A 24,702-nucleotide genomic window follows, 5' to 3' on the forward strand; every position below is an offset into this window, starting at 1 on the left:
AACAGACAGAAATGTTCCTATTTTGTTCTCAAACTGCTAGGCGTGGTCCATGGACGTAGCTGCGCCCCGCAAGATCATCCATGTGGACATGGACGCCTTTTTCGCCTCGGTGGAGCAGAGGGACGACCCCGCGCTGCGTGGTCGGCCCGTCGCCGTCGGCCATGCCGCCTCGCGCGGCGTGGTCGCCGCCGCCAGCTATGAGGCACGTCGTTTCGGGGTACGCTCGGCCATGCCTTCGAGCACGGCCTTGCGCAAATGCCCCGAGCTGATCTTCACGCCGCCGCGCTTCGAGGTTTATCGGGCCGTTTCCGCGCAGATCCACGTCATCTTCGCCGACTATACGCACCTGATGGAACCGCTCTCCCTGGATGAAGCCTATCTCGACGTCACGGCCAACATCCGGGGACTGCCGACAGCGTCCGCGACGGCCGAGGAGATCCGGTCAAGAATTCTCCGGGAGACCGGCCTGACGGCGTCTGCCGGCGTGTCCTACAACAAGTTTCTGGCCAAGCTGGCTTCGGACCAGCGCAAACCCAACGGCCAGTTCGTGGTTGCGCCGGGGCGGGGAGAAGCCTTCGTGGAGGCTCTGCCGGTCAAACGCTTTCATGGCGTCGGGCCGGTTACGGCGGCAAAAATGAACAGGCTAGGCATAGAGACCGGCGCGGACCTCAAGCGTCAGTCCCTGGCCTTCCTTCAGCATCATTTCGGCAAGTCGGGCGCCTGGTATTATGGCGTAGCGCGGGGAGAGGATCATCGTCCCGTCAATCCGAACCGCGAACGCAAGTCCAGCGGGTCGGAAACAACCTTCGCCGGCGACCTGGTCGATCCCGCGGCGATCGAGGCCGGGCTGGACGAGATGGCGGACGATGTCTGGGCCTGGTGCGAAAAGGCCGGGTCGCTCGGCCGGACCGTCACGGTGAAGGTCAAATGGGCGGACTTCCAGCAATCGACCCGGAGCCGGTCCTTCAAGGAGCCGGTCACCTCGAAAGCGCGGTTGCGTGAGATCGCGCGCCTTCTGGTGCGATCCCTCTATCCGCCGACAAGAGGCGTGCGGCTTGTCGGCGTGACCTTGTCCAATCTGGAGAAGGCCTCGCCTAAGGCGGCTCCGGGCGAGCTGGCGTTGTGACGGCGATGTTCCAGGCCGACCTGTTCGGTCAAGCCCCCGGGCCCGTCGTTCCGTTCGGCTTCGACTACTGGCCGGATACCCTGTCGGCACCTGAGCAGGCGGCGGTGGTAGAGCAACTGCAGCGGCTGAACTTCAGGCCCTATGAGCACATGGGCTACCAGGGCTTCCGGCGGATCGCCGCCTTCGGGCGCCGCTATAATCCGGAGCGGCGCGAGCTGGAGACGACCGAGCCCTGGCCGGACTTCCTGCAGCATCTGTTACGACGTCTGGCCGGACGGCTGGGTCTTGATGACGGGCCTTTCGTCCAAGCCCTCGTCAACGAATATGCGCCTGGTGCGGGGATCGGCTGGCATCGCGACCGGCCGGTCTATGGGGAGATCATCGGCGTCTCCTTTATCGCGCCCTGCGTCATGCGCTTTCGCCGCAAGGGGACGGCCCAGTGGCGTCGCGCCGGCGCGACGCTGGATCCGGGCTCGGTCTATCGGCTTTCCGGCGAGGCGCGGCGGGATTGGCAGCATTCGATCTCGCCGATGACAGCCCTGCGCTACTCCATTACTTTCAGAACGCTATCCTGAAAAGCGAACCTAATTTGTGAGGATTTCGGCGGCTTCGGGATAGCGCTGGGCCAGGCGTGACTTCCAGTCACCCGACTGTGGCCGGGGCTGCCGGGCTTCACGGGGACGCGCCAGGACGAGCGCGGCCGCCTCCCTGTGGGCGGGCCAGTCCATCAGCAACCGCATGGCCGCCTCGAAGTCCGGATGGGTCGAGGCGTGTGCGAACGCCAGGTCCAGGGCCTCGACATCATCGAAGTCGGGCAGTCGTGAGAGGTAATCCCGAAGAACGGGCGCCGACAGGTCGCGCTCGAACAGGCTCCAGCGCAGATCCTGGGCCTCTTGGCGGTGTCCTTCGGCGTCGAGCACGTCGATGCAGGCGGCTTCCCAGGCAGGGGTCAGGCGCGGGGCGCCGTCCGTCGGGTTGTGGCCGAAGGTCCAGCGACGATTGAGCGGCGAAAGGTTTAGGGCGCCTTCAAGGGCGGCGCGGGCTTCCGCAACGCGTCCCGCGGCGAGGAGACGGCGGGCGATATCGGCGGCGATGTCTGGCGAGCCGGCCTGCTCGGGCGTGACGAGGGAAAGCCAGAGGTCGAGATCCCCGGCCCGGTCCGCCAGGCGACGCAGGAGGTTGCGGCCCGCCGGGGTCTTCCTGGCTGAAGGGTCCAGGTTGTCCAGCAGCCGTCGCGCCGTGAGCGGGCCGAGGGCCTCGCCGGCGGCGAAGACCCAGCGCGCGTAATCCTGCGGACGGCGGCGCAGAGCATCGATCAGGTCGCGCAACGCCTGATCGTCGACGGTCTCGGCGAGAGCGAAGAGGTCCGGCGCGGCGGCCTCGAAGGCGGCGGGCAGTTCCCCCTTGGTGTCCTTCACGCGGGCGGCCAGGCCAGGATAGAGGTCGAACCAGCGAATGAGAACGGCGAGCGCCTCGCCGGGAGCCTCGGGCGCCAGGCGCTCCACGATCATGTCGCGGTGCGTGTTCAGGTCGTCGATCAGTTCGCCGCGCTTGCGCCAGGATACACGTGTGCGGGCGACGAAGACGGCGGTGATGCGCTTGTCGATCTCAAGGGCGAGGAGGTCGGGACCGGCCTCGGCCGCCAGTTCTAGACGAAGACGGCGCTTGAGATTGGCGTTCCCGGCGCCGGCCTCGATCAGCAGGTCCGCCAGGCGGGGCGCCCCGAGATGGACGAGGTTGGCTGCGGAAAGCCTGGTCGAGATCCTGGGTTGTCGCGCCATGACGTCCTTTGGGAGGAGCGGGGTCGTCCAAGGGGCAGCTATAGCACGGGCGCCAAGGACGATTCGTCGTCCCCCTTGCTATCCAGGAGTCTCTCAGTGTCGGGCGGGAGGCGCGCCTTCTCCACGCGGAGCTGCGGGGTGAGGACCCAGGTGGGATTCGCTGGTCGATCGATGGAGGCCGCGATCAGCCCACGCGGCAAGGTCTTCCATATCATAGACGACCCTGCCGCCAAGCTTCCGATAGACGGGGCCTGTGCCGTAGGTGCGATGCTTTTCGAGCGTGCGGCCGGATAGTCCGAGATAACGCCCCGCCTCAGGCGTGCGCAGAAACCGCTTCACCGGAAACTGTCCCATGATGCCTCCCTGAAAAGAGATCGATCATGCCTTGGAAGCGCCGGAGATCAGCCCCGCTACTTCATCACCGTAGCGACGCGGTTGGGCTTCGCGCTCAAGACAATGTGAAGCGAACGGGAACCTGGAACGATTTCGTCCAAAAGTACCGTTCTAAACGCCGTTCTAAACGGCCAAGCTAGAACGGAGCGCTCCGGTCTCGTCGTCAGATTGTTTAGGGATTTCAATCCCCCGAGTGGCTCCGCGGGTAGGATTCGAACCTACGACCAGCCGATTAACAGTCGGCTGCTCTACCACTGAGCTACCGCGGAACATCCCCTCGGGGGAGGCCGCCGTATAGCAGCGCCTTTTTGATTCATGCAACGGATAAAGTGCAGAAAACGCCGAAATTTATTCAACGGTCTGGGCTAAGAGGTTCGGCATGAATCTGATCCGTGTTCTCGATGCCGTCGATCCTCGCATTTGCGCCTTTCGCGACGTGAAGGAGCGCGACCTGACTGGTCGTCAGGGTCTGTTTGTAGCCGAGGGCGAGGTGGTGTTGCGGGTGCTGGTCTCGGCGGCGTCGCGTTGTGAACCGGTCGCGGTGTTGATCGCGGAGAAACGGCTGGAGGCGCTGCGCGACATCCTGGAATGTCTGCCGGAGGATGTGCCGGTCTATACTGCACCGCAGGACGTTCTGGACGGGATCGCGGGTTTCCATCTGCACCGGGGTATTCTGGCGCTGGGCCGCAAGCCTGGGGCGCCGGCTCTGGAGGACTTCCTGGAGGGGATGCCTGATCGGGCCGTGCTGGTCGGCGCCTGCGGCATCGGCAATCATGACAATATGGGCGGCCTGTTCCGCAATGCGGCGGCGTTCGGGGCGGCGGGGCTGCTGCTCGACACGACCTGCTGTGATCCCTTCTATCGCAAGGCGATCCGGGTCTCGGTGGGGGCGGCGCTGCGGACCCCCTTTGTCGAGGGCGTGACGGCGGCGGCCATGGTCGAGGCGCTGCAGGCGCGCGATTTCGAGGTTCTGGCCCTGACACCGTCGGCGGCCGAGACCCTGGCGCAGCTCAAACCGGCGCCGCGCACGGCGATTCTGCTGGGATCCGAGGGGCCGGGGCTGCCGGCCGAGGTCATCGCGCGCTGTAGACCTCTGGCGATTCGCATGTCGGGCGGGTTTGATTCCCTGAATGTGGCGACAACCAGCGCAGTGGCGCTGCACCATCTGACAAGGGCCGCAGAGACGCCTTGGGGGGCCTAGAAGCGCCCCCGGAGCGGGAAGTACGGAGATTGTAGGGTTAGCTCGCGATGGAGGCCTGACCGGGAATCGAACCCGGGTGCAAGGATTTGCAGTCCTCTGCGTCACCACTCCGCCATCAGGCCATCTGGGTCTCGAAACCGAGCCCCGAACCATCGCGAGGGGCGTCAGCTATCAGATCGGATTGTCGGCTGCAACGCACGGACCTATAAGCGCCGCAGATTTATTCGCTTACGCCGACCTGAAGGACTTCGGAACCATGGATTTCGCCGCTGCACGCAAGGTCATGCTGGACTCGCAAGTCCGGGTGAACGACGTCACGGATCGCGACCTGCAGGCGGCTTTCGGCGCTGTGGAACGCGAGCGCTTCTGCGCGGCAGACCGCGCCTTCTCCGCCTACGCCGACATCGAACCGGAAGTCGCGGGCGAGCGTCGCCTGATGTTGCCGCGCGATCTGGGCAAGCTGATGCAGGCGCTGGATGCCCGCGCCGGTGAAAAGGCCCTGGTCCTGGCCGGTCCCTACGCCGCAGCCGTTCTGGCGCGCATGGGCCTGACGGTGACGGCGCAGGATTCGGACGCCGCAGTGTTCGACATCACGGGCGCAGCCCTGGCCGACGAAGGCGTTTCAACCGTGGTGGCGCCGCTGAGCCAGCCGCAGGGCGAGGGCTATGATCTGATCGTCAGCGAGGCGGCCGTGCCGGTGCGTCCCGAATCGTGGATCGCCGCCCTGCGCCCCGGCGGTCGTCTGGCCGTGGTCGAGCGCGCCGGTCCGGTGGGCAAGGCGGTTCTCTATGTTCGTGGTCGTGACGGCGTCTCGCGTCGCGAACTGTTTGATTGCGCGCCTCCGGTTCTGGCTGAGCTGATTCCCGAGCCTGCCTTCGCCCTTTGAGGCCTTGGGCAAGCGACGGACCCGATTGTCGTTAGCGTGAAAAAAACTTAACTGGCGTAAGGTGAGGCTTGCCTCCAACTACGCCGTTGAAGGCACTTCAGGCGCGCCATCGGGGGCGTCAGGCAGGAACAGGTTCATGTTGAAACGCTCGCGCGCGCTCGCTTCGGTCGCTCTGATTGCTCTGGCTATGGGGGCGGGGGCCGCTCCTGCCGGTGCAGAGACCCTGCAGGAAGCCATCGGGCTCGCCTATCGGACCAATCCGACCCTTCTGGCCCAACGCGCCAACCAGCGCGCTCTGGACGAGACGATCGTCCAGGCGCGTTCGGGCTTGCGTCCGACTGTGAGCGCATCGGCCGGCGTGGATTACAGCCGCGTGGACACCGACGCTCTGGGTGTGGTCGAGAGCGATGGCGCCACCGCCAGCATCAGCCTGTCGCAGAACATCTGGACGGCCGGCCGCACCGCGCGCGGCATCGACGCCGCCGAGGCCAATGTCCGCGCCGGTCGCGAAAATCTGCGTGAAGTCGAGCAGCAGGTGATGACTTCGGTCATCCAGGCCTATGCTGACGTGGTGCGGGACATGGAGATCCTGCGCATCCGTCAGGAGAACATCACCGTCCTGCGTCGCCAGCTGGACGAATCCAACGCCCGCTTCGAAGTGGGCGAGATCACCCGCACCGACGTAGCCCAGTCGGAAGCTCGTCTGGCCCAGTCGGACGCTGATCTGGCCAATGCCCAGGCCCAGTTGTCGGTGTCGCGCGCCGCCTATGCCGCCGTCGTCGGCCAGGCGCCTGCCGATATGGCGGCCTTGCCGGTGCTGCCGGGCCTGCCGACTGATTTTGACGCCGCTCTTGATGTCGCTCTGGTCGAGAATCCGGGGGTTCAGGCCGCGATCTATGCTCTGCAGGCCGCCGAAGCCAATGTGGCGGCGGCGCGCGCCGAGTATCGGCCGTCGGCGCGGCTGTCTGCCTCATACGGCGGTACGGCGAACGACCTGTCAGGCTTTGATCTGACGGACCGCACGGCCTTCACCGCCGGCGCCACCGTTTCCGTGCCGCTGTTCACCGGCGGCCTGAATCGTTCGCGTGTCGCCCAGGCGCTGGAGCGCGCCAACGCCGCCCAGATCGGTGTCGAGGGCGAGCGTCGCACGGTGCTTCAGAGCGTCAGCTCGGCCTATGCCCAGACCGTCGCCGCGAAGTCGACCCTGCAGGCTGGTCAGGAAGCTGTGCGCGCGGCCTCGGTCGCCGCGGAGGGCGTGCGTCAGGAGGCCCAGGTCGGCCTGCGCACCACCCTGGACGTGCTGAACCAGGAACTGGAACTGCGCTCGGCCCAGGTCACCCTGGCCAGCGCCCATCGCAATCAATACGTGGCCCAGGCCCAGCTTCTGGCGGCCATGGGTCGTCTGGGCGGACCGAATCTGGATCCGTCGATCGACGCCTATGACGCTGAGGCCAACTATAATGCGGTGCGTAGCCGCGGCGGTCTGCCGTGGGACGGCGCCGTCGAGGCCCTGGATCGCGTCGCTTCGCCGAGCATTGTTCCGGCGGCCGACGTTGAGGACGCGCCCATCGACACCCAGCTGAAGAACGAAATCGTCCGCACTGCGCCGGGCAATTGAGCCGGGATTAGCCTGACAGGCGAAAAACGTCCGTTGATTCCGACGGGCGTTGGTGCGACGACAGAGACAAGGGGAGGGCGAGTCTGTTTGTCCGGCCCTGATCGTCGCGCGCCGCCCGGCGCCTGTCGGCGGTCCCTACAGGTTCAGCCCTCAAGGTTCTGCCATGACCGACCAGACCGCCCAGGAACCGACGATGGAAGAGATTCTGGCGTCGATTCGCCGGATCATCTCTGAAGATGACGCGCCGGCCGAAACCGCCGCCGCTGCGCCGGAGCCGGTTGTCGAAGCCGCGCCGGAGCCCGAGCCTGTATTCGAAGCTGCGGAACCCGCGCCGGTCGAGGATGAGGTTCTGGAACTGACCGAGCCCTATGAAGCGCCGGCCGCTGAGTCGATCGGCGATTTGGACGTCGCCGACGTGGCGCCTTTCCCCGCGGCCGAGCCCGCGCCGGAGCCGGTCGCTGCGGCGGTCTATGATTCCCTGGTCGGCGAAAGCGCGGCAGCCAGCGCCGCCTCGGCCTTCGCCGGTCTGGCCGCCACCTTCCAGAAGCCGGAAACGCCGATCGCCGCGCCTCAGGATATGCCCTTTGTCAGCGGCAATACGGTCGAGGCCATGGTCCAGGCCATGCTGCGTCCGATGCTGAAGGACTGGCTGGACGCCAACCTGCCAGGCATCGTCGAGGCCCAGGTACGCAAGGAAGTAGAACGCATCGCCCGCAACGCCGGCTAGCCCTTCGCTTCACCAGACACTAAGTCACTGAGGGCGGCTCCGGCGGGGTCGCCCTTTCGCTTTTTCAGAAACCCACCCCTCGTGCAGCGACGCACCGCGTGCGGAGCGGTCGGGACCTAAAGAGAATAAAATGCTCGAGAAGACTTTCGAACCCCAGGCCGCCGAACCGCGCCTCTACGCCCAGTGGGAAGAGAGCGGCCTGTTCGCGCCGCGCGCTGCCAAGCCCACCGATGGGGCAGCGGACGCCTATTCGATCGTCATTCCGCCGCCGAACGTGACGGGCTCGCTGCATATCGGCCACGCGCTGAACAATACGCTGCAGGACATTCTGGCCCGCTATCACCGGATGAAGGGCAAGGCCGTGCTGTGGTTGCCCGGCACCGACCACGCCGGCATCGCCACCCAGATGGTGGTCGAGCGCCAGCTGGCCGCCGCCGGCAACATCGGCCGCCGCGACATGGGCCGCGACGCCTTCATCGAGAAGGTCTGGGAATGGAAGGCGGAATCGGGCGGCACCATCGTTCGCCAGCTGCGCCGCCTGGGTTCGTCCTGCGACTGGTCGCGCGAACGCTTCACTCTGGACGAGGGGCTGAACGCCGCCGTTCGCAAGGTCTTCGTCAAGCTGCATCAGGACGGCCTGATCTATCGCGACAAGCGTCTGGTGAACTGGGACCCGCATTTCCAAACCGCCATTTCCGATCTGGAAGTCGAACAGCGCGAGCAGGACGGCCACTACTGGCACTTCGCCTATCCGCTGGCCGACGGCGTCACCTATGAGCATCCGGTCGCCTTCGACGAGGACGGCAAGGCGACCGAGTTCGAGACGCGCGGCTTCATCGTCGTGGCCACGACGCGCCCTGAAACCATGCTGGGCGATACCGGCGTGGCGGTGCACCCCGAGGATGAGCGTTACAAGGGCCTAGTCGGCAAGGAAGTGATCCTGCCCATCACCGGGCGTCGCATCCCCATCGTTGCCGACGACTACGCCGATCCGACCAAGGGTTCGGGCGCGGTGAAGATCACCCCGGCGCATGACTTCAATGACTTCGGCGTGGGCAAGCGCGCCGGTCTGGCCGCGCTGAACGTGATGGACGCCTTTGCGCGCATTACCAATGAGGACGTGCCGGAAATCCCCGCCGAACTGGTCGGTCTGGACCGCTTCGCCGCGCGCAAGGCCATCGTCGCCCGCGCCGAGGAAGAGAACTGGCTGCGTGAGATCGAGAAGACCAAGCACGTCGTCCCGCATGGCGACCGCTCGGGCGTGGTCATCGAGCCGTGGCTGACGGACCAGTGGTACGTTGACGCCCACACCCTGGCACAACCGGCGCTGAAGGCGGTCGAGGACGGTGCGACTGTCTTCGAGCCTAAGTCGTACGAGAAGATCTACTTCGAATGGCTGCGCAACATCGAGCCCTGGTGCATCAGCCGCCAGCTCTGGTGGGGCCATCGCATTCCGGCCTGGTACGGCCCGAACGGCGAGATCTATGTCGCCGAGACGGAAGAAGACGCCCGTGAACAGGCGCTGGCCGACTATGATTCCGAGGTCGTGCTGACGCAGGACGAGGACGTTCTGGACACCTGGTTCAGCTCGGCCCTGTGGCCCTTCTCGACCATGGGCTGGCCCGAGAAGACCGAGGATCTGCAGCGCTTCTATCCGACCAGCGATCTGGTGACGGCGGCGGACATCATCTTCTTCTGGGTCGCCCGGATGATGATGATGGGCCAGCACTTCATGGGCGAGGTCCCGTTCAGGCGCGTCATCATCAATGGTCTGGTCCGCGACGAGAAGGGCCAGAAGATGTCGAAGTCCAAGGGCAACGTCATCGACCCCCTGGGCATCATCGACGAGCTGGGCGCCGATCCGCTGCGCTTCACCATGGCCATTCTGTCGGGCACGCGCGACATCAAGTTGTCGAAGCAGCGCATTGAAGGCTATCGCAATTTTGGCACCAAGCTGTGGAACGCCGCGCGCTTCAGCCAGATGAACGAGGCCAAGCGCGTCGAGGGCTTTGATCCTGCAGGCGTGCAGCAGACCATCAACCGCTGGATCCGCGGCGAGCTGACCAAGGCCGAGCGCCAGGTCTCGGACGCCATCGAGGGCGGTCGCTTCGATGACGCGGCGGGGGCCCTGTACCGCTTCGTCTGGAACGTCTTCTGCGACTGGTATCTGGAACTGGCCAAGCCGGTGTTCAACGGCGCCGATGAGGCCGCCAAGGCCGAGACGCGGGCCATGACGGCCTGGACCATCGACCAGACGCTGAAGCTGCTGCACCCGGTCATGCCCTACATCACCGAAGAGCTGTGGGCCGAGCTGGGCAAGGAAGGCCCGGCACGTGAAAGCCTGCTGATCGGCGCCGAATGGCCGGTCCTGCCGGACGCCTTCATCGACGCCTCGGCCGAGGCCGAGATCGGCTGGCTGGTCGATCTGGTCGGTGAAATCCGGGCCCTGCGAGCCGAGATGAACGTCCCGCCGTCGGCCAAGCCGCCGCTGGCCTTCGTGGCGCCCGACGCCGTGACCGCCGAGCGCATCGCGCGTCATCGCGATCTGCTGTTGACCCTGGGTCGTGTGTCAGAGATCGCAGTGGCCGAGGCCGCGCCCGCCGGGGCCGTGACCTTCGTCTCGGGCGGGACCACGGCGGCTCTGTCGTTGGCTGGAATTATCGACCTGACCGCCGAGCGCGCGCGTCTGGAGAAGGAGATCGCGGTCTTCGAGAGCGACATCGGCCACGTGAACAAGAAGCTGGGCAACCCCAACTTCGTGTCGCGCGCCGCGCCTGAAGTGGTGGACGAGCAGCGCGCCAAGCTGGCCGAGGCCGAAGAGGGCAAGGTCAAGCTGCAGGCCGCCCTGGCCCGTCTGGACGCGATGGCCGGGGCGTGAGGACGGTCCGTCTGGACCAACTGCTGGTCACGCGCGGCCTGGCCGAAAGCCGGGCCAAGGCCAAGGCCGCTGTCGAGGCGGGCGGCGTCACCGTGGACGGCGCGCCCGCCAAGGCCGCGTCGCAGACGGTCAATGAGGACGCCGAGATCGGCTACGCCGCCGCCCACCGCTGGGTCGGGCGGGGCGCGCTGAAGCTGGAACGGGCGCTGGACCTGTGGCCGGTGACGGTCGATGGGCGAACGGTGCTGGACGTGGGGGCATCCACGGGCGGCTTCACCGAGGTCTGTCTGGATCGCGGCGCGGCGCGGGTCTTCGCCGTGGATGTCGGCTTCGGCCAGATGCACCCCAAGGTCGCGGCCGAACCGCGCGTGGTCAATCTGGAGCGGACGGATGCGCGCGAGCTGACGCCCGAGATCATCCCCGAGGCGCCGTCGCTGGTCGTTTGCGACGCCAGCTTCATCGGTCTGTCGAAAGTGCTGCCCGCCGCGCTTGAACTGGCGGCGCCGGACGCGGATCTGATCACCCTGGTCAAGCCGCAGTTCGAGGGGGCTGGCCCCAAGGACGCCGGCAAGAAGGGCGTGGTCAAGGATCCCGAAGCCCATGCGGCGGCGGTCGAGGGCGTCCGGGTCTGGCTGGAAAGCGTCGGCTGGTCCGTGCAAGAAACGGCGGAAAGCCCGATCGCCGGCGGGGACGGCAACGTCGAGTTCCTGATGTGGGCTCGTCGGGCCTAGCGCCAAAATATAGAGGGCCGCCGGATAACCGGCGGCCCTCTTCACGTCGTGGATCGACAGGGGGGCTGAAACTTAATCCACGACGCGATAGCGGCCGTTCTGGTCGGGGCAGGTGCGCACGTAACGCGTCTCGCTGCGACCATCGGGAAGACGGATACGGCTTTCGGCCAGACGGCAGTCGTCCTGACTGCGGTAGCCATAGCCTTGCGACTGGGGGCTGAAGCCGGGGTCGACGGGCTGGGCGTAGCCACGATCATAACCGTCGTTGTACTCGCGATAGTCGCGGCCATAGCCGTCGTCGTAGCGACGATCGTAACCGGAGTTATCGTAACCATAGGCTGGCGGGACATAGGTTCCGCCATAGGACTGGTTGTAGCCATAGCTGGAGTTCGAGCGGTAACGGCTGTCGCAGTTGGCGGAGCTGTTGCCCACGCCGGCGCCGATGGCCGCGCCGAGCACCCCGCCCAGGACGCTGCCTTCGGTGCGGCGGCCGCGCGCCGCCAACTGCGATCCGGCCACGGCGCCGATGGTGGCGCCGAGCACGCCGCCGGTCGTGGCCCGGCTCCGCTGGTCGCCGACGCAGGGGTCGTTGTAGCGACCCTGCGAACCGTAGTTGTTGTAGGCGGGCGGATAGCCGTAGCCATAGGTCTGGGCGCTGACGACGCCCGGAACCATGAGCGAACCGGCCACGGCGAGGGCGGCGACAGCGGCGGCGGAGGCCTTCTTGGACAGATGAGCGATCATCGTTCGTGTTCCTGTGACAGATCCCGAAGCTGAACGGCTTCGCTGCGCTGTCTGTTGCATCCAGAAATAGGGGGGCGAAGCTGAACGGCTTTTGATCGACCCGTTCATCTTCGTTCAGGTTTCAGATTTCGCTCGGGACCGGGTAGAAGCCGCGCCATGACGCAAACGCTGACCATCGCCCGCATGGGCCACCAGGGCGACGGGATCGCCGAAACGCCCAAGGGCTTCGTCTTCGTGCCGGGCGCTCTGCCAGGCGAGGTGATCTCCGGCGAGGTGAAGGACGGGCGAGTCGAGGCGTTCGACCTGATCGAAGCCAGCCCGGATCGTCGTCCGATCCATTCCGAGACCTATGCCGAATGCGGTGTCGCACCGCTGCAGCACTGGGCGGACGAACCCTATCTGGCGTGGAAGCGCGAGGTGGTGATCCAGACCCTGGCGCGCGAAGGCATCGAGACCGAGGTCGAGGCGACGGTCGCCGTGCCGCAGGCCAGCCGCCGTCGTCTGGCGCTGCATGCACGCAGCGGGCCCGACGGTCGCGTCCTGTTGGGGTTCAAGGCGCGGCGGTCGTGGCGGCTGGTCGAGCTGACTGACTGCCCGGTGTCCGATCCAGCGCTGACGGCGGCCCTGCCGCTGCTGGCCAAGGTGGCGGCGCCCTTGCTGGGGCATCCGAAGTCGGCGCCGACCCTGCATGTCACCCTGACCGACACCGGGCTGGACGTCGACGTGACCGGGGTCGAGAAGAAGTCGGGCGGCCTGACGGCGGACGTGACGGCGCGCGCCATCGCGGCGGCGGCCGAGGCGGACCTGGCGCGGCTTAGTCTGGACGGCGACACCCTGGTGATGGCGCGCCAGCCGCGCATCACCTTTGGCCGGGCCAGCGTGCCCTTGCCGCCGGCCTCCTTCCTGCAGGCCGCGCCGGCGGCCGAGGCGGCCATGGTCAGTCGGGCGGTGGAAGCGGTGAGGGGGGCCAAGAAGGTCGCGGACCTGTTCTGCGGCGCAGGAACCTTCACCTTCCCCCTGGCCGAGGTAGCCAGCGTCGTGGCGGCGGATTCGTCGGCGGCCGCGATCGCGGCGCTGAAGGCCGGCGCGGCCAAGGTGCAAGGCTTGAAGACCATCGAGGCCCAGGCGCGGGACCTGTTCCGGCGCCCCCTGTCGCCCTATGATCTGAAGGGCTGTGAGGCCATTGTGCTGGATCCCCCCCGTGCGGGAGCTCTGGAGCAAACGCCGCAGCTTCCGGGGACCAAGGCGTCCGTGGTGGTTGGCGTGTCGTGCAATCCCCAGACTTTCGCGCGTGACGCCCGCGTCCTGATCGACGCCGGTTTCCGGCTGGAGAAGGTCACGCCCATCGACCAGTTCCTGTGGTCCACCCACGTCGAACTGGTCGGCGTCTTCCGCCGTTAGAATTCGGAGCCTCCATGTCCTTCATCGCGCCTCAGGCCAGCCCGATCGACGCCGCCGAGCGTCGGCAGCGAATTGAAAACCTGGCGGGACGACTGCAGACCCAGGGCGTGGCGGCGCTTCTGCTCGGCTCCACGACGTCGTTGCGCTACTTCACAGGGCTGGACTGGCATGCGTCCGAGCGTCTGACCGGCGCCCTGATCCACGCAGACGGACGCGTGGACTATGTCTGTCCGCGGTTCGAGCTGGACAAGGTCGGAGGGCTGACTTCGATGGCCGGCGCCGTGTCCGGCGACATCCTGACCTGGGAGGAGGAAGAGAGCCCCTACGCCTTGGCGGCGGATCGACTGCCGCACGGCGGAAGGCTGGCGGTGGATGAATTGGTCGCGACCTTCACCTGGTTGGGTCTGGCGCGAACGCTGGGGCAGGATCGCCTGGTGGACGGCGGACCGCTGACCGTCGGTCTGCGCAGCATCAAGTCGCCTGCGGAGATCGCCCTGCTGCGGCGCGCCAAGGCCATCACCCTGGAAGTTCAGCGCCGGACGCGCGACTGGCTTCAGCCTGGTGTCCTGACCTCCGAGGTCAAGCGGTTCATCGACGCCGAACATCGCAAGCTCGGCGGCGAAGGCGGCTCCTGGTTCTGTCTGGTGTCCTTCGGGGACGACACCTGCCTGCCGCATGGCGGTGAAGGCGATCGAGCGCTGAAGGCCGACGACGTAGTGCTGATCGATACCGGAACCCTAGTCGACGGCTATCACTCGGACATCACGCGGACCTATGTGTTTGGTGAACCGACAGCCGAGTTCCGTCGCGTCTGGGATCACGAAAAGCAGGCGCAGGCCCTGGCCTTCGAGACCGCGCAACTGGGCGCGACCTGCGAGAGCGTGGACGCCGCCGCGCGGGACTATCTGACGGCGCAGGGCTATGGACCTGACTATCGCCTGCCCGGGCTGCCGCATCGCACTGGTCATGGCATTGGTCTGGATATCCATGAAGCGCCCAATCTGGTGCGCGGCGACCGCACGGTCCTGCAGGCCGGGATGTGCTTCTCGAACGAGCCCATGCTGGTGATCCCGGGCAAGTTCGGCGTCCGGCTGGAGGATCATTTCTACACGACGGAGGAGGGGCCGGTCTGGTTCACACGGCCGTCGCACAGCCTGGATGATCCGTTCGGCGTCTAACCGAACAACTCCAGCTGCGGCCGCATGTCGGCGGGAACACGGAACTGGGTGACATCCAGCGGCACGCGCGGCGCATCCAGCCCATAGCGTTTGATCGCCGCCTTGAAACGCGCAGCGATCAGTTCGGCGACGGGCCCGGTGCCCTTCATGCGCTGGGCCCAGTCGGGGTCATAGTCCTTGCCGCCACGCGTCTGGCGGATCAGGGACATGACACGGGCGGCGCGTTCCGGCCGGGCGTCGGCCAGCCATTCACGGAACAGGTCCTTGATTTCTAGCGGCAGGCGCAGGGTCACATACATGGCCGAGGTGGCGCCCGCCTTCTGGGCCGCTTCGAGGATGGCTTCCATCTCGTGGTCGTTGAGGCCGGGGATGACGGGGGCGAAGCCGACGCCGACGGGCACGCCGGTGTCGGCCAGGCGACTGATGGCCTCCAGCCGCTTGGCGGGCGTCGAGGCGCGCGGCTCCATCGCCCGGGCCAGACCACGGTCGAGCGTCGTGATGGAGACGAAGGCCGAGGCCAGCCCGTCGCGCCCCATGGGACCCAGAATGTCGGCGTCGCGGGCGATCAGCACCGACTTGGTGATGATGCTGAACGGCTGACGGAACCGCTGCATGACCTGCAGAATCGAGCGCGTGGACCGGGTCTCGCGCTCGACCGGCTGATAGGGGTCGGTATTGCCGCCTATGTGGATACGTTTGCAGACGTATCGGGGCTTGGCGAGTTCCTGTTCCAGCAGACGCGCCGCTTCGGGTTTGAAGAAGATCCGGCTCTCGAAATCCAGACCCGGGGATAGGCCCATCCAGGCATGGGACGGACGGGCGTAGCAGTAGATGCAGCCATGTTCGCAGCCCTTGTAAGGGTTGATGGAGCGATCGAAGCCGACGTCGGGACTCGTATTCCTGGCGATGATGGTGCGCGCGTGTTCCGGCGAGAGGGTGGTGCGCAGCGGCGCGGCCGCTTCGTCCTGATCCGTCCAGCCGTCGTCGAATTCCTCGCGCCGGTCGGCTTCATACCGGCCCGAGTCGTTGGAGCGTGCGCCGCGTCCTTTCATCGCCGTCTTCATAAGGGGAGGATGACAGCAAGCTGGAACAAATCAAGAACAAAATAGGCGGCCGAAACCGATCGCAGCTGGAGCGAGCCGGTTCAGGCTGGTGTTGCAGCGGCGAGAGCGACTTCGCTGGGTGTGGGGACCTGGACGGCCGCCGTAACGGGACGCCCTGTAGCCTCGGCGATCAGCTCTGCGGTCCTGCCTTCGATGGCGGCTTCCAGACGAGCGAGGAACTCGTCCTTGGGCAGGCCGGTCGGGATGGGGGCCAGGAACTCCAGCGTGGCGACGCCCGGCGTCTTGCGTGATTCTTCCTGGGGCCAGAACAGACCGAGATTGGTGGCCAGGGGCACGACCGGCATGTCGAAGTCGCGGTACATGTGCCAGACGCCCGAGCGATAGCGGTACTTCTCACCGATCTTGGCCAGATGCCCTTCAGGATAGATCAGGATCTTGCGGCCTTCGCGATGGGCGTCGGCGGCGCGTTCCTTGAGCGCGGCGCGAGCCGTATGGCCGCCGCAGCTGTTCACGACAATGGCGCCGAGTTTGCGCAGGACCGTGCCAAGCAACGGGAACTTCTCAAGATGGTCGCCGGTGACGAAGGCCAGGTCGTCGAACTGGTCGTAGGTGGCGAAACCGTCGCCCCAGCTCTGATGCTTGGAAGCGACGATGAAGGCGCCGGAGGGCAGATGATTCTTGCCGCGCACCTGCAGTCGAATACCGGCGAAGAGGGCCATGGCCTGCACCATGCGGCGCACATAGCGGCGAATGACCCATGTCGTCGCGCGGCGGCCGGGGGCTAGAGCCGCGAAGGCGGCCGTCAGCCCGTAGCCGATCGACAGAATCCAGTAGACGATGTTGAACGCCAAGCTTCTCATGCCGTGGTTATGGCACGGAGAGGGGGCGGTTGGGCAATGGTCTAGGCTGCGGCCTGGGCCAGGGCTTCGGCGTTGGTGACCCGATTGCGACCGCTGCGCTTGGAGGCGTAGAGGGCTTCGTCAGCGCGCTCCAGGACGCCGAGAGCGGTTTCGCCAGGGCGGCGCTCTGCGAAGCCGACCGAAATGGTGACGGCTCCAAGGTCGTCGTTGGTGGAACGACGACGCAGCGAGCGTGAGCCGATCTCTTCACGAATGGCGTTCAGGGCGGCTTCGACCGTGCCCGGCGTTTCGCCAGGGAAGATGACCGCGAACTCCTCGCCGCCGTAACGGGCGGCGACGCGCGGCGCGCGCGAGATGCGGCCCAGGACGCTGGCGACGTAGCGCAGCACCTGATCGCCGGTCTGATGGCCCCAAGTGTCGTTGAAGCGCTTGAAGTGGTCGATATCAACGACGGCCAGGGTCAGGCCCTTGCCCTCGGTTTCGGCTTCTTCGCAGAGTCGGGCCAACTGTTCGTCGAAGGTCTTGCGGTTGGCCAGATTAGTCAGGGCGTCGGTCATGGCGTCGCGGCGCACCTGTTCCAGGTGTTCGCGCAGGCGGACGACTTCGCGGTTCGAGGATTCCAGGCGCTTTTCCAGAGCCGAGGTGTGGCGCTGCACCTTGCGTGTGGCCGTGGACAGGGTGCTGACGATTTCCGTCAGGTCTGTCGGGCGTTCGGCGTCCTGCATCCTGGCCGAGGCGGAGCTCAGGGTTTCGCCATAGGCCGACTGGGTCTTGCGGGCGTTGTCGATGGCTTCGGCGACGGCGGCGAGTTCGCGATTCAGCACGGCGCCGACGTCGCGGATTTCCTCGGACAGGCGGCCGCGTGGCAGGAATTCGGCCGCCAGCATCTCAGCGGTGGCGTCGGTGAAGGGGGCGTCGCCGGTCAACAGGCGATGAAGCTCGCGCCCGAGGGGGCCTTCGGGATCGCTGACGTAGTGCAGCCAGAGCTCGAAATTCAGAGGAGTCGGCCAGACGGAGGCTTCCTGCATGGCGTCAACCACGCGGCGCGCAAGCGCATATGCCTCCGGACCCCGAAGGGCGGTTTCGACCTGCGCCGTCATTCTGATTCTCGCGCCCCTAGTTCTTAGTGAGCGAACACTAGAACAGCGATCCGTAATGACCGGTTAAATTGACGGTCGGGAAGCCTTGTCTCTTAGTCTTGGAAGACGACAGGACGACGCAGGAAGGCCGGAATGTCGTCGCCGAAGCCACCGCTGGCTGCGCGCAGGGGCTGATCCTTCTGCGACTCGGACGTGCGGGTGTCGCGCGGCGCCTGATCGCGATTGCGGTCGCGACGCTGAGCGGCGGGCTTGACCGGAGCGGTCTCGATTTCAACGACGGTTTCAGGCGTTTCGGCGACGACGGTTTCGACGGCGGTTTCCGGCTTGGTCGAGCGACGGCTGCGTGAACGACGCGGAGCCTCGTCCGCGGGGGCGTCAGCCTTGGGCGCGGCGCGGGCGATGGGCTCCATCGAGGCGACGTTGTCGCTCTTGGGGATCGGACGCGGGCGGTCGCTGCGGTTGCGGCCACGCCCCCTGGAGTCATCGCTGCGCGGTCGGTCCTTGATGGCGGCGAAGTCGATGCCGTCCAGCGTCAGCTCTTCCGGCGCCATCTTGATCAGCTTCAGCACCTTATCCAGCGACTTGTCGTCGGAAGGGGTGACGATCATGAAGGCTTCGCCCTTACGGCCCGCGCGACCGGTGCGGCCGATGCGGTGGACGTAGTCGTCGGCGTGGTGCGAGACGTCGTAGTTGAAGACGTGGCTGACGTCGGGGATGTCCAGGCCGCGCGCGGCGACGTCCGAAGCCACCAGAATCTTCAGGTCGCCGGAACGGAAGTCCGCCAGGGTCTTCATCCGCAGGGACTGATCCAGGTCGCCGTGGATCGGCGCGGCGTCGAAGCCGTGCGTCTTCAGCGACTTGGCGACGATGTCGACTTCAGACTTGCGGTTGCAGAAGACGATGCCGTTCTTGACTTCGGACCGTTCGATCAGGGCGCGCAGGGCGGTGCGCTTGGCCTTGGGGTCGCTGGTCGGGATGCGGACCAGATACTGGGTGATGGTGTCGGCGGTCATGGCTGGACGCGAGGCCTCGATCCGGGTCGGATCCTTGAGGAATTGCGTGGTCAGGCGCGTGATCTCGGGCGGCATGGTGGCCGAGAAGAACAGGGTCTGGCGACGCGGCGGCGTCAGCTTGAAGATGCGCTCGATGTCGGGGATGAAGCCCATGTCGAGCATGCGGTCGGCTTCGTCGATGACCATCATCTCGACGCCGGTCAGCAGGATCTTGCCGCGTTCGAACAGGTCCAGCAGACGGCCCGGCGTGGCGATCAGGACGTCTACGCCCTTGTTCAGCAGGGCCACCTGGTCGCCCATCGACACGCCGCCGATCAGCAGGGCCCAGCTCAGCCTGGTGCCCTTGGCGTATTTGGCGAAGTTTTCGGCGACCTGGTCGGCCAGTTCGCGCGTCGGGGCCAAGACCAAGGCGCGCGGCATGCGGGCGCGGGCGCGGCCCGAGCCGAGGCGGTCGATCATCGGCAGGGTGAAGGCGGCGGTCTTGCCGGTGCCGGTCTGGGCGATGCCCAGGACGTCGCGGCCGGCCAGGGCCACCGGGATGGCGGAGGCCTGAATGGGGGTGGCTTCGGTGTAGCCCGTATCGGCGACCGCTTGCAGGGTCGTGGCCGAGAGGCCCAGCTTGGTGAATTCTGTCATGGAACCTTGAGGACGGAGGAAACGTCGTAACGTCTTCGGCTTACGGAACCGCCCCTCGTGGGCGAGTGGGCGGCGCGCATCGCCAGTCCTATCCCGAGCCTGCGGCGGTATATGGAAACCCCTACGCCTCAGTCAAGTATTTCCGTTCGGGAACCGGGCGGTTGGCAAAGGCTTACAGGTCTGTAATGTCGCCATGGGGAAGGGAAGGGTTGTGCATGCGCTTGAAGACGCTGGCTTTCGCCTTGGCCGCCTGCTGCGCGGCTGCGCTACCGGCGCGGGCGGAGATGGAAAACGCTTTCGGCAACACCGTCATCTCCCACTATCCCGATGGCGCGTGGGTTAAGCACTGGTTTGACCGTGATGGCAGCTATCGCGCCGCCTTCTCGGACGGACGTCGCCTGACGGCGCGTTGGGTGATCGAGGGCGAGCGGGTCTGTCTGAACGGTATTAGGCCCCGCATGCTGTTGTCGCGGTTCTGCACGGCGCTGGTCGAGGCTAACGTCGGTCAGACCTGGCCGGGACGCGATCCGTTAGGGCGCCGGGTGCGCAACGAACTGGTGGCCGGACGCTAGAGACTTCCCGGTTCGCTGGGCGAACCGGGAAGCGTCGTCTGGATCTAGTCGGCTTCAGCCGCCTTCTTGGGGGCGGTCTTCTTTGTCGTCGGCTTCTTGGCAGCGGGCTTTTTCGCCGCCGCGGGCTTCTTCTCGGCGGCGGTCTTGGCCGGAGCCTTCTTCGCCGCGGGCTTCTTGGCCGCAGCCGCCTTCTTCTTCGGCGCCGCGCCGGCCTTGGCGGCCAGCAGGGGCAGGGCGGCTTCCAGCGTCAGATCCTCGGGCGTCACCCCCTTGGGCAGGGTGGCGTTGACCTTGCCCCATTTGACATAGGGGCCGAAGCGACCGGCCATGACCTGAATCGGGGCCTCGTCGTCCGGGTGGGCGCCCAGTTCCTTGAGCGGGGCCGTGGCCGAACCGCGACCGGGACGGCCGGCGCGCTTTTCAGCCAGCAGGGCGACGGCGCGGTTGATGCCGACTTCGAAGACCTCGTCGATGTCCGAGACGTTGGCGTAGGTGCCGGCGTGCAGGACGAACGGGCCGTAACGACCCAGACCCGCCGTGATCATCTTGCCGTCCTCGGGGTGAGGACCGACTTCGCGCGGCAGAGCCAGCAGGCGCAGGGCCTGTTCCAGCGTCAGGGACGCGGGGCTCCAACCCTTGGGCAGGGACGAGCGCTTGGGCTTTTCCTCGCCCGGCGGGGTGGTTTCGACATAGGGGCCGAAACGACCGATCTTCAGCTGCACCGGCTGACCGGTCGCCGGATCGACGCCCAGCTCCCGATCGCCGCCGTCCGCGCCCCCTTCGGCGCCGTCAGGCGAGGCCACGGGGCGGGTGTATTTGCAGTCGGGATAGCGCGAGCAGCCGATGAAGGCGCCGAAGCGGCTGGTCTTCAGGCTGAGCTGGCCTTGATGGCACAGGGGACATTCGCGCGGGTCCGAACCATCGCCCTTGTCCGGGAAGATGTGCGCGCCGAGGGCGTCGTTCAGGTGATCCAGGATGGCCGTGGTGCGAAGCTCGCCCGCAGCTTGGGTCGCGGCATGAAAATCGGTCCAGAAGCTGCGCAGCAGCGCCTTCCAGTCCAGCTCGCCAGCCGAAACCTCGTCCAGCTGGGTCTCCAGCGCGGCGGTGAAGTCGTATTCGACCCAGCGGGTGAAGAACTGCTCCAGGAAGGCCGTGACCAGCCGTCCCTTGTCTTCCGGATAGAAGCGGTTCTTGTCCATGCGGACGTATTCGCGGTCGCGCAGGGTCGTCAGGATCGAGGCGTAGGTTGAGGGGCGGCCGATGCCCAGCTCTTCCAGCTTCTTGACCAGGGTAGCTTCCGAGAAGCGCGGCGGCGGCTCGGTGAAGTGCTGGTCGGTGCGCACGGCCTCGACCTTGGCCTTGGCGCCTTCCTTCAGCGCGGGCAGGCGGCCGCCTTCGTCCTCGTCATCCTCGGCCCCCTTCTGCTTCTCGTCGCGGCCTTCTTCATAGGCGGCGATGAAGCCGTCGAAGGCGACGACCTGACCCGTGGCGCGAAGGCCGGTCTGGCCGTCGGGGGTCTCGATCTCGACCGTGGTGCGGTCCAGACGCGCGCTCTCCATCTGCGAGGCGACCATGCGCTTCCAGATCAGTTCGTAGAGGCGTTGCAGGTCGCCTTCGAGGCGCAAGCTGTCGGGGTGGCGCGCGATGTTGGTCGGGCGGATGGCTTCGTGCGCTTCCTGAGCGTTCTTGGCCTTGGTCTTGTAGTAGCGCGGCTCGGCCGGGACGTAGGCGGGGCCGAAGCGGTCGGCGATGACCTCGCGCGCCTGGGCGATGCCTTCGGGGCTGACGAACAGGCCGTCGGTACGCATGTAGGTGATCAGGCCGCCGGTGTCGTCGACACCCTCATACAGCTTCTGCGCCGCCTGCATGGTGCGCTGGGCGGTGAAGCCCAGCTTGCGCGAGGCTTCCTGCTGCAGGGTCGAGGTGGTGAAGGGCGGAGCGGGCGAGCGCTTGGCCGGCTTCTTCTCGACCGACTTGATGGTGAAGTCGCCGGCCTTGATGGCGTCGCGGGCGGCGAAGGCCATGTCCTGGGTAGGGATGTCCAGGCGCTGGATGCGCTTGCCGGCGTGCTTGACCAGACGGGTGGTGAAGGGCGGGCTGTCGGCCACCAGATCAGCCTCGACCGACCAGTATTCCTGAGCCTTGAACTTCTCGATCTCCATCTCGCGATCGACGACGATGCGCAGGGCGACCGACTGCACCCGGCCCGCCGAACGGGCGCCGGGCAGCTTGCGCCACAGGACGGGCGAGAGGTTGAAGCCCACCAGATAATCCAGCGCGCGACGGGCCAGATAAGCCTCGACCAGCTCCATATCCAACTGACGCGGATTGGCCATGGCCTCCAAGACGGCGGCCTTGGTGATGGCGTTGAAGGTGACGCGTTGGACCTCGGTGTCCTTCAGCGCCTTCTTCTTGTTCAGGACTTCCAGAACGTGCCAGCTGATCGCCTCTCCCTCGCGGTCGGGGTCGGTCGCGAGGATGACGCGGTCGGCGCGCTTGGCCGCCTCGGCGATCTCGGACAGGCGCTTGGAGGCCTTGGCGTCGACTTCCCACTGCATGGCGAAATCTTCGTCGGGCAGGACCGAGCCATCCTTCGACGGCAGGTCGCGGATATGGCCGTAGGAAGCCAGCACCTCGTAGCCGGAGCCCAGGTATTTATTGATGGTCTTGGCCTTGGCGGGGCTCTCGACGATGACGAGATTCATGGCGCTCTGTTCGGGAAATCGGGGCGCGAACGTGGTTGGCGTCGCGCGGGAAGTCAATCTCATGGATTTCCGCGAACTACCTGAGGGCGTTATGCGGCTTGATACGCTACTAAAAGTTGTGCATTAATCACAACTGCAATCAGGAGCGAGACGATGTCGAGCCAGGGCGTTGGGGTGCCGCTGCAGCAAGATGTTTCGAGGACCGGGCGTCCTGCGCCGGATCTCACCGATTATCCTGTACGTGAGTATGTCACGGCCATGGCGCTGGAGTTGGCCCGGATGGCGCGATGGGATGGCGACGAAGCCTTGGCAGGAGCGCTCGAAGCCGCCTCGGCGATGGCGTCCGGGGGCGTGAAGTAGCTGGATCAGGCGGAAGCAAGCCCGCCGGGCAGAAGCGTCGCTCGACCGCTCAGACTGAGTTCCAAAAGGGCGGCGGCGACAATGCCGATCGGCAGATCCAGCGCCCGCGCCAGTTCGTCGCGCGGGGTCGCCACGGGCGACAGAAGTGCGGCGACCTGTTCGACCAGCGCGTCGTCCAGATCATCTGGCGCATCCTGGAAGGGCGAATCGCTTGGCGGCTCGCTGAGGGTTCGCAGGGTAGTGAAGGCGCGCTCGATGTCCTCCAACCCCTCGCACAGGATAGCGCCCTGACGCAGTAGTTCGTTGGGGCCTTTTGAGCGCGGGTCCAGCGGCGAGCCCGGCACGGCGAAGACGTCGCGGCCCTGTTCGTTGGCCAGGCGGGCGGTGATGAGGGAGCCAGAGCGAATCTCGGCCTCGACCACGATGACGCCGCGCGACAGGCCGGAGATGATGCGGTTGCGGCGCGGAAAGTCACGGGCCTGGGCGCGGGCGCCGACAGGGCTTTCCGAGACGATGCAGCCCTGTTCGACGATCTGGCGATAGAGGTCGGCGTTTTCGGACGGATAGATGTCGTTCACGCCGCCGCCGAGAACCGCCACCGTGCCGGTTGGAAGCGCGCCCAGGTGAGCGGCGGCGTCGATGCCGCGCGCCAGACCGGAGACGACGACGTGGCCGGCCTCGCCCAGTTGCTGCGACAGGCCGCGCGCGATGCGCTGGCCCCCTGCAGAGGCGATGCGGGCGCCGACGACGCCGATGCAGGGCTGAGAAAGCAGGGCGATATCGCCGCGCGTCCACAGCAGGGGCGGGGGCGGATCGACGGCGGCCAGCAGGGGCGGATAGTCGGCGTCGCCCAGCAGGATCAGCCGCGCGCTGACGCGCTCGCCCGCCGCCAGCTCGGCCTCGACGCGATCAATCGAGGGCAGGGCGTAGCCTTCGCGGCCGCTACGCTGGATCAGGTCAGGCAGGGCCTCGACCGCGCGGACGGCCGAGCCGAAGCGTTGCAACAGTTGGGAAAAGGCCACGGGACCGACGCGGTCGGTGCGGGCCAGCCGAAGCCGGGCGAAACGCTCGGCTTCGGACAAGGGGGTCAAGCCTTCTTGGCCCCGATCTTGGGCTCGGCGCCCTTCAGCAGCCGGGCGATGTTCTCATGGTGGCGGATATAGATCAGCACGGCGGTGAAGACGGCCAGGATCAGGATGGCTGCGGGGGCGGGAAGGCCCAGTGTGGGCAGAGGCAGCAGGGCGTAGAGCGGCGTCAGCGCCGCCGCGACCAGGGCCGCCAGCGAGGAATAGCGCAGGGCGAAGGCCACGATCAGCCAGGTCGCCGCCGCCATCAGGCCCAGAGGCCAGCAGGCGGCCAGGATCAGGCCGAAGAAGGTCGCGACCCCCTTGCCGCCCTTGAAGCCCAGCCAGACGGGAAACAGATGACCCATGAAGGCCGCGCCGCCAGCAATGGCGCCTGCGGCTTCGCCGAACAGGTGCCGCGCGATCAGCAGGGCGACTGCGCCCTTGCCCGCATCGAGGATCAGGGTGGCGATGGCCAAATCCTTGCGGCCTGTGCGCAGGACGTTGGTCGCGCCGATATTGCCGGAGCCAATGTTTCGCACGTCCCCGGCGCCCGCGGCGCGGGTCAGGATGACCCCGAACGGAATTGAACCGAGCAGGTATCCGCCAATAGCCACAAGCCCGAGCGTAAGGAGCGCCGGCCCCGCCAGATCCTGCAAAGTGA

21 protein-coding genes and 2 tRNA genes are annotated in these 24,702 nt (G+C 66.5%); 11 read left to right on the top strand and 12 right to left on the bottom strand.

The window, feature by feature from the left end; all coding sequences use genetic code 11:
- Window positions 1-49 precede the first annotated feature (49 nt).
- Window positions 50-1,126 (top strand): DNA polymerase IV, encoded by a 1,077-nt coding sequence (dinB, locus tag IFE19_RS07845; RefSeq protein WP_207827030.1) that lies wholly within the window; start codon window positions 50-52, stop codon window positions 1,124-1,126.
- A gap of 5 nt (window positions 1,127-1,131) precedes the next feature.
- Window positions 1,132-1,701: an alpha-ketoglutarate-dependent dioxygenase AlkB gene (locus tag IFE19_RS07850; protein ID WP_207827032.1), complete on the top strand. Its 570-nt coding sequence runs from the start codon at window positions 1,132-1,134 to the stop codon at window positions 1,699-1,701.
- A gap of 9 nt (window positions 1,702-1,710) precedes the next feature.
- Here IFE19_RS07850 and IFE19_RS07855 read toward each other — a convergent pair whose 3' ends face one another.
- The 3 genes from IFE19_RS07855 to IFE19_RS07865 all read right to left on the bottom strand — a co-directional run bounded on the left by IFE19_RS07855 (window position 1,711) and on the right by IFE19_RS07865 (window position 3,569).
- Window positions 1,711-2,907 carry a DUF6880 family protein gene (locus tag IFE19_RS07855; RefSeq protein WP_207827034.1) on the bottom strand — a complete coding sequence of 399 codons (1,197 nt, stop codon included), beginning with the start codon at window positions 2,905-2,907 and terminating at the stop codon, window positions 1,711-1,713.
- Window positions 2,908-3,000: 93 nt separating this feature from the next.
- A complete protein-coding gene (locus tag IFE19_RS07860) occupies window positions 3,001-3,261 on the bottom strand; it encodes a helix-turn-helix transcriptional regulator (protein WP_207827037.1) in 261 nt (86 codons plus the stop codon).
- A gap of 233 nt (window positions 3,262-3,494) precedes the next feature.
- Window positions 3,495-3,569, bottom strand: a tRNA-Asn gene (locus IFE19_RS07865).
- Between the two features lie 110 nt (window positions 3,570-3,679).
- Here IFE19_RS07865 and IFE19_RS07870 point away from each other — a divergent pair.
- Window positions 3,680-4,501: a TrmH family RNA methyltransferase gene (locus IFE19_RS07870; RefSeq protein WP_207827038.1), complete on the top strand. Its 822-nt coding sequence runs from the start codon at window positions 3,680-3,682 to the stop codon at window positions 4,499-4,501.
- 48 nt (window positions 4,502-4,549) lie between these two features.
- On the opposite strand, the gene IFE19_RS07875 is transcribed toward IFE19_RS07870, so the two are convergent.
- Window positions 4,550-4,623, bottom strand: a tRNA-Cys gene (locus tag IFE19_RS07875).
- Between the two features lie 134 nt (window positions 4,624-4,757).
- On the opposite strand from IFE19_RS07875, the gene IFE19_RS07880 reads away from it, so the two are divergent.
- From IFE19_RS07880 to IFE19_RS07900, 5 genes are all read left to right on the top strand, one after another.
- Window positions 4,758-5,387, top strand: coding sequence for a protein-L-isoaspartate O-methyltransferase family protein (locus IFE19_RS07880; protein ID WP_207827040.1), 630 nt, complete (start codon window positions 4,758-4,760; stop codon window positions 5,385-5,387).
- Window positions 5,388-5,523: 136 nt separating this feature from the next.
- Entirely contained in the window at window positions 5,524-7,005 is a 1,482-nt protein-coding gene (locus tag IFE19_RS07885) for a TolC family outer membrane protein (protein ID WP_207827042.1), read from the top strand.
- A gap of 163 nt (window positions 7,006-7,168) precedes the next feature.
- Window positions 7,169-7,732 (top strand): DUF2497 domain-containing protein, encoded by a 564-nt coding sequence (locus IFE19_RS07890; RefSeq protein ID WP_207827043.1) that lies wholly within the window; start codon window positions 7,169-7,171, stop codon window positions 7,730-7,732.
- Between the two features lie 130 nt (window positions 7,733-7,862).
- On the top strand, window positions 7,863-10,610 hold the full coding sequence (locus IFE19_RS07895; protein WP_207827046.1) for a valine--tRNA ligase: 2,748 nt from the start codon (window positions 7,863-7,865) through the stop codon (window positions 10,608-10,610).
- On the top strand, window positions 10,607-11,341 hold the full coding sequence (locus IFE19_RS07900; protein WP_207827047.1) for a TlyA family RNA methyltransferase: 735 nt from the start codon (window positions 10,607-10,609) through the stop codon (window positions 11,339-11,341). Before IFE19_RS07895 ends, IFE19_RS07900 begins: the two co-directional genes overlap by 4 nt.
- Window positions 11,342-11,413: 72 nt before the next feature.
- Here IFE19_RS07900 and IFE19_RS07905 read toward each other — a convergent pair whose 3' ends face one another.
- Entirely contained in the window at window positions 11,414-12,085 is a 672-nt protein-coding gene (locus IFE19_RS07905; protein WP_207827049.1) for a glycine zipper 2TM domain-containing protein, read from the bottom strand.
- 156 nt (window positions 12,086-12,241) lie between these two features.
- Here IFE19_RS07905 and IFE19_RS07910 point away from each other — a divergent pair, with 156 nt between their 5' ends.
- Entirely contained in the window at window positions 12,242-13,486 is a 1,245-nt protein-coding gene (locus IFE19_RS07910; RefSeq protein WP_207827051.1) for a class I SAM-dependent RNA methyltransferase, read from the top strand.
- Window positions 13,487-13,500: 14 nt separating this feature from the next.
- A complete protein-coding gene (locus IFE19_RS07915; protein ID WP_207827053.1) occupies window positions 13,501-14,664 on the top strand; it encodes a M24 family metallopeptidase in 1,164 nt (387 codons plus the stop codon).
- Here IFE19_RS07915 and IFE19_RS07920 read toward each other — a convergent pair.
- The 4 genes from IFE19_RS07920 to IFE19_RS07935 all read right to left on the bottom strand — a co-directional run bounded on the left by IFE19_RS07920 (window position 14,661) and on the right by IFE19_RS07935 (window position 19,337).
- Complete coding sequence (locus tag IFE19_RS07920; protein WP_207827055.1) at window positions 14,661-15,728, bottom strand: PA0069 family radical SAM protein; 1,068 nt, start codon at window positions 15,726-15,728, stop codon at window positions 14,661-14,663. The genes IFE19_RS07915 and IFE19_RS07920 overlap by 4 nt on opposite strands.
- Before the next feature lie 80 nt (window positions 15,729-15,808).
- A complete protein-coding gene (locus IFE19_RS07925) occupies window positions 15,809-16,588 on the bottom strand; it encodes a lysophospholipid acyltransferase family protein (protein ID WP_207827056.1) in 780 nt (259 codons plus the stop codon).
- Window positions 16,589-16,629: 41 nt separating this feature from the next.
- Window positions 16,630-17,688: a GGDEF domain-containing protein gene (locus tag IFE19_RS07930; RefSeq protein ID WP_207827057.1), complete on the bottom strand. Its 1,059-nt coding sequence runs from the start codon at window positions 17,686-17,688 to the stop codon at window positions 16,630-16,632.
- A 92-nt stretch (window positions 17,689-17,780) separates the two neighbouring features.
- Complete coding sequence (locus IFE19_RS07935) at window positions 17,781-19,337, bottom strand: DEAD/DEAH box helicase (protein ID WP_207827058.1); 1,557 nt, start codon at window positions 19,335-19,337, stop codon at window positions 17,781-17,783.
- A gap of 221 nt (window positions 19,338-19,558) precedes the next feature.
- Between IFE19_RS07935 and IFE19_RS07940 the strand changes: the two genes are divergently transcribed.
- Window positions 19,559-19,909 carry a hypothetical protein gene (locus IFE19_RS07940; protein WP_225910452.1) on the top strand — a complete coding sequence of 117 codons (351 nt, stop codon included), beginning with the start codon at window positions 19,559-19,561 and terminating at the stop codon, window positions 19,907-19,909.
- Between the two features lie 44 nt (window positions 19,910-19,953).
- Here the strand turns inward: IFE19_RS07940 and topA are convergent, their stop codons facing one another.
- From topA to plsY, 3 genes are all read right to left on the bottom strand, one after another.
- On the bottom strand, window positions 19,954-22,614 hold the full coding sequence (gene topA, locus IFE19_RS07945; RefSeq protein WP_207827060.1) for a type I DNA topoisomerase: 2,661 nt from the start codon (window positions 22,612-22,614) through the stop codon (window positions 19,954-19,956).
- Between the two features lie 365 nt (window positions 22,615-22,979).
- On the bottom strand, window positions 22,980-24,065 hold the full coding sequence (gene dprA / locus IFE19_RS07950; protein ID WP_207827061.1) for a DNA-processing protein DprA: 1,086 nt from the start codon (window positions 24,063-24,065) through the stop codon (window positions 22,980-22,982).
- Window positions 24,062-24,697, bottom strand: a complete 636-nt coding sequence (plsY, locus tag IFE19_RS07955) for a glycerol-3-phosphate 1-O-acyltransferase PlsY (RefSeq protein WP_207827063.1) — start codon at window positions 24,695-24,697, stop codon at window positions 24,062-24,064. Before plsY ends, dprA begins: the two co-directional genes overlap by 4 nt.
- Window positions 24,698-24,702: the final 5 nt, after the last annotated feature.

Source organism: Brevundimonas pondensis, from assembly GCF_017487345.1.
In the GTDB taxonomy this organism is placed as follows: domain Bacteria; phylum Pseudomonadota; class Alphaproteobacteria; order Caulobacterales; family Caulobacteraceae; genus Brevundimonas; species Brevundimonas pondensis.

What these genes read in the sequence shown, in the direction of transcription:
- dinB (WP_207827030.1), top strand. Translation starts at nt 50, where the DNA reads ATGGACGTAGCTGCGCCCCGCAAGATCATCCATGTGGACATGGACGCC.
- IFE19_RS07850 (WP_207827032.1), top strand. Translation starts at nt 1,132, where the DNA reads ATGTTCCAGGCCGACCTGTTCGGTCAAGCCCCCGGGCCCGTCGTTCCG.
- IFE19_RS07855 (WP_207827034.1), bottom strand. Translation starts at nt 2,907, where the DNA reads ATGGCGCGACAACCCAGGATCTCGACCAGGCTTTCCGCAGCCAACCTC.
- IFE19_RS07860 (WP_207827037.1), bottom strand. Translation starts at nt 3,261, where the DNA reads ATGGGACAGTTTCCGGTGAAGCGGTTTCTGCGCACGCCTGAGGCGGGG.
- IFE19_RS07870 (WP_207827038.1), top strand. Translation starts at nt 3,680, where the DNA reads ATGAATCTGATCCGTGTTCTCGATGCCGTCGATCCTCGCATTTGCGCC.
- IFE19_RS07880 (WP_207827040.1), top strand. Translation starts at nt 4,758, where the DNA reads ATGGATTTCGCCGCTGCACGCAAGGTCATGCTGGACTCGCAAGTCCGG.
- IFE19_RS07885 (WP_207827042.1), top strand. Translation starts at nt 5,524, where the DNA reads ATGTTGAAACGCTCGCGCGCGCTCGCTTCGGTCGCTCTGATTGCTCTG.
- IFE19_RS07890 (WP_207827043.1), top strand. Translation starts at nt 7,169, where the DNA reads ATGACCGACCAGACCGCCCAGGAACCGACGATGGAAGAGATTCTGGCG.
- IFE19_RS07895 (WP_207827046.1), top strand. Translation starts at nt 7,863, where the DNA reads ATGCTCGAGAAGACTTTCGAACCCCAGGCCGCCGAACCGCGCCTCTAC.
- IFE19_RS07905 (WP_207827049.1), bottom strand. Translation starts at nt 12,085, where the DNA reads ATGATCGCTCATCTGTCCAAGAAGGCCTCCGCCGCCGCTGTCGCCGCC.
- IFE19_RS07910 (WP_207827051.1), top strand. Translation starts at nt 12,242, where the DNA reads ATGACGCAAACGCTGACCATCGCCCGCATGGGCCACCAGGGCGACGGG.
- IFE19_RS07915 (WP_207827053.1), top strand. Translation starts at nt 13,501, where the DNA reads ATGTCCTTCATCGCGCCTCAGGCCAGCCCGATCGACGCCGCCGAGCGT.
- IFE19_RS07920 (WP_207827055.1), bottom strand. Translation starts at nt 15,728, where the DNA reads ATGAAGACGGCGATGAAAGGACGCGGCGCACGCTCCAACGACTCGGGC.
- IFE19_RS07925 (WP_207827056.1), bottom strand. Translation starts at nt 16,588, where the DNA reads ATGAGAAGCTTGGCGTTCAACATCGTCTACTGGATTCTGTCGATCGGC.
- IFE19_RS07930 (WP_207827057.1), bottom strand. Translation starts at nt 17,688, where the DNA reads ATGACGGCGCAGGTCGAAACCGCCCTTCGGGGTCCGGAGGCATATGCG.
- IFE19_RS07935 (WP_207827058.1), bottom strand. Translation starts at nt 19,337, where the DNA reads ATGACAGAATTCACCAAGCTGGGCCTCTCGGCCACGACCCTGCAAGCG.
- topA (WP_207827060.1), bottom strand. Translation starts at nt 22,614, where the DNA reads ATGAATCTCGTCATCGTCGAGAGCCCCGCCAAGGCCAAGACCATCAAT.